Source organism: Streptosporangium sp. NPDC049644 (genome assembly GCF_040675205.1).
In the GTDB taxonomy this organism is placed as follows: Bacteria; Actinomycetota; Actinomycetes; order Streptosporangiales; family Streptosporangiaceae; genus Streptosporangium; species Streptosporangium fukuiense.
The window spans coordinates 1-3,869 of record NZ_JBFAOJ010000213.1; the positions used below are offsets into that span (position 1 = coordinate 1).

2 protein-coding genes are annotated in these 3,869 nt (G+C 69.6%); both read right to left on the minus strand.

Annotated elements, in window-relative coordinates:
• Window position 1 precedes the first annotated feature (1 nt).
• Window positions 2–2,704, minus strand: coding sequence for a type I polyketide synthase (locus AB0J58_RS44360; protein ID WP_364227731.1), 2,703 nt, complete (start codon window positions 2,702–2,704; stop codon window positions 2–4).
• Window positions 2,705–2,742: 38 nt separating this feature from the next.
• Window positions 2,743–3,869, minus strand: a 1,127-nt coding sequence (locus tag AB0J58_RS44365; protein WP_364227734.1) for a KR domain-containing protein, incomplete at its 5' end; no start/stop codon positions are given.

Sequence of the window (3,869 nt, forward strand, 5' to 3'; positions counted from 1 at the left end):
CTCATCGACGAGGCCGCCGCCAGCCGGGACGCGCACCGCGACACCGACCTGGTCGATCCGACCGATGCCCGTTAGCGGGCGAGCCGGCGAGCACAGCGAGGGTGTCGCCGGCCATCGCGGTCAGCACCCCATCGGGGCCCAGCTCCAGATACGCCCGCACGCCCTGACGCTGCAGGGCTCGCACGCCGTCGGCGAAACGGACCGCGCCGCGGACCTGGTCGACCCAGTAGTCCGGCGAGCACAACTGCTCGGCCGTGGCCACCTCGCCGGTCACGTTCGAGACGATCGGGATTCGCGGCGCGCTGTAGGTCAGCGTGCGGACCAGGGCGCGGAACTCCTCCAGCATCGGATCCATCAACGGTGAATGGAACGCGTGCGACACCCGCAACCGCTTCGTCCGCACCCCCCGCTCCTCCAGCACCGCGGCGACCCCGAGAACCGGCTCCTCCACGCCGGAGAGCACCACCGAGGTGGGACCGTTCACCGCCGCGATCGACACCTCACCCTCATGCCCCGCCAGCAGAGCGGCGACCTCCTCCTCCGAGGTCTGCACCGCCACCATCGCCCCACCCGACGGCAACGCCTGCATCAACCGCGCCCGACCCGCCACCAACGCACACGCATCACTCAGGGACAGCACCCCCGCCACATGCGCCGCCGCGATCTCCCCGATCGAATGCCCCGCCAGCACACGTGGCCGAACCCCCCACGACTCCACCAACCGGAACAGTGCCGTCTCCACCGCGAACAACGCCGGCTGCGCCCACCCCGTCCGATCCAGCAAGCCCGCCGGCTCACTGCCCGGCTCGGCGAACAGCACCTCCCGCAACGAACTACCCCGGTAACGCCCCGCCCGCTCAGCCGACTCGCTGTCCGACCCCCAGGCCGGCTCCCGGCCGAACTTCTCCAGCAGCGGCTCAAGCTCGGCGAACACCTCGTCCAACGCCTCCGCGAACACCGGGAGCCGCGCATACAGCTCGCGGCCCATCCCCGCCCGCTGACTTCCCTGACCGGTGAACAACACCGCCAGCCGCGGCTCCGCCCCGGCCACCCCTCGCACCACACCCGCATCCGGCAGGTCCTCGGCGACAGCCCGCAGACCGGCCAGCACACCATCACGATCGCCGGCCAGCACCACCGCCCGATGCTCGAACGCCGACCGCGTCGTGACCAGCGAGAAACCCATATCCACCTGGTCCAGCTCGCGGTGCGCACTCACCTGCGCCGCCAGCCGTCGCGCCTGCTCACGCAGCGCCTCGCCACTTCTGGCCGACACCACCCAGGGCACCGGACCCGCCGCCGGCGTCCGGTCCCGCACCCCTGGCTCGGCCTGCGGCGCCTCCGGCTCCTGCTCGATGATCAGGTGAACGTTGGTGCCGCTGATCCCGAACGACGACACGCCCGCCCGGCGCGGACGACCGGTCCGCGGCCACTCGACCTGCTCGGTCAGCAGTTCCACCGCGCCCGCCGACCAGTCCACATGCGACGACGGCGCGTCCACGTGCAGCGTCCGGGGCAGCACCCCGTGCCGCATCGCCAGCACCATCTTGATCACACCCGCCACACCGGCCGCAGCCTGCGTGTGACCGAGATTCGACTTGATCGATCCCAGCAGCAGCGGCCGACCGGCTTCACGGTTCTGGCCGTAGGTGGCCAGCAGCGCCTGCGCCTCGATCGGGTCACCCAGCCTGGTGCCGGTGCCGTGCGCCTCCACCGCGTCCACCTCGGCGGCGGTCAGCCCTGCGCCGGCCAGCGCCTGGCGGATCACCCGCTGCTGCGAAGGACCGTTCGGCGCGGTCAACCCGTTGGACGCGCCGTCCTGATTGATCGCCGAACCACGCACCACCGCCAGCACCTGGTGACCGTTGCGGCGGGCGTCCGACAACCGCTCAAGCACCAGCACGCCCACACCCTCGGACCAGCCGGTACCGTCCGCGCTGTCGGAGAACGCCTTGCACCGCCCATCGGGCGCCATCCCGCCCTCCACGCCGAGGCCGAAGAACCCGAACGGGGTGGCTATCACCCTGACACCGCCTGCCAGCGCCAGGCTGCACTCGCGCGAACGCAGCGCCTGCGCCGCCAGGTGTATGGCGACCAAGGACGACGAGCACGCGGTGTCGATCGTCATCGTCGGGCCTTCCAAGCCCAGGGCGTAGGACAGGCGGCCCGACAGCACGCTGGCCGCCGTACCGGTGAGGGCATACTGCCTCACCTCTTCCCCGGCTTCCAAAAACAGATTCCCATAGTCCTGACCGTTGGTACCCACGAACACCCCGGTGTGGCTACCTCTCAGCGAGACCGGGTCGATCCCGGCCCGCTCGACCGCCTCCCACGACGTCTCCAGCAGCAACCGCTGCTGCGGGTCCATCGACAGCGCCTCACGCGGCGTGATCCTGAAGAACCCTGGATCGAACCCCGCCACATCGGACAAGAACCCGCCCTGACACTCCAGGCCCAGCATCGATACCATCTCCACATCCCAGCCCCGATCGACCGGGAATGTAGAGATCGTGTCCTGTCCCTCGATCAGCAACCGCCACAGATCCTCAGGAGAGACGACTCCACCTGGATAGCGGCATGCCATCGACACGATCGCGATCGGCTCATGCCTGCCCGACTCCACCTCTTCGAGCCGCCGGCGGGTCTCGTGCAAATCGGCGGTGACCCACTTCAGATACTCGACGAGCTTCCGGTCTTCGGACATGAGAGTGGCCCTTCACATTGTTCAGACAAGGGCTCGAATCACAGATCTTTCGAGCGGCCCAGTTCGTTATCGATAAAGCTGAGGATTTCCTCGGTACTCGCCGAGTCGAGCATGTCAGCGACGGCGATTTCACTGTTTTCCGTGCCGCTCTCGCTCACCTTCACCAGCAGGTGCCGCAGCCGGGTCGCGATGCCGTTCCGGGTGAGATCGTCGAGCGCGTTGTCGGAAAGACCGGAAAAAGAAGTCTCGAACCGATCGAGATCGGCCAGCAACGACAGCTCTACCGCGGTGTTCGCTCCGGGTGCGATTTCCTCCAGGAGGTGTTCGGCGAGGCTGGCGGGGGTGGGGTAGTCGAAGATGAGGGTCACCGGCAGCTGCAGCCCCGTCGCCGCGTTCAGCCGGTTGCGCAGTTCCATGGTGGTGAGGGAGTCGAAGCCCAGCTCGCGGAACTCCCGTCCCGGCTGGATCGCGTCCACCGACTCGTGCCCCAGCACCACGGCCGCCTGAGTGGACACCAACTCCATCACCAGCCGCACCTGCTCGGCCTGGTCCAGGCCCGCCAGCCGCCGCACCAGCTCCGCTTCCCCGCCCACCAGGACCGAGACCGCCGAGCGGCGCCCCGCGCGCACCAGACCCCGCATCAGATGCGGCACCTCGCCCATCGCCCGCAACGCCGACAGCTCCAGCCGTACCGGCACCACCATCGCCCGATCCGACCCGGCCGCGGCCTCGAACGCCGCGAGCCCCTGCTCGGCCGACAACGCCGGCATCCCCGTCCGGCTGATCCGCCGCATCTCGATCTCACCCAGCGTGCCGGTCATCCCCGCGTCCTGAGCCCAGGCACCCCACGCCAGCGACAACCCCGCCAGCCCCTCGGCCCGGCGCAACTGGGCCAGCGCGTCCAAGAACACATTCGCCGCCGCGTAGTTGCCCTGACCGGGCGCTCCCACCACACCCGCGAGCGAGGAGAACACCACGAACGCCGCCAGATCCGCATCCCGGGTGAGCTCGTGCAGGTGCCAGGCTCCATCCACCTTCGGCCGAAACACCGCATCCAGCCGCTCAGGCGTCAGCGACGGAATCGTGCCGTCGGCCAGCACACCGGCGGTGTGGATCACCGCGGTCAGCGGATGAGCGGCCGGGACCCGCGCCAGCAGGGCCGCCA

Bases quoted from the DNA above. Each gene is read 5' to 3' on its own strand.
- AB0J58_RS44360 (WP_364227731.1), bottom strand. From the start codon at position 2,704: ATGTCCGAAGACCGGAAGCTCGTCGAGTATCTGAAGTGGGTCACCGCC.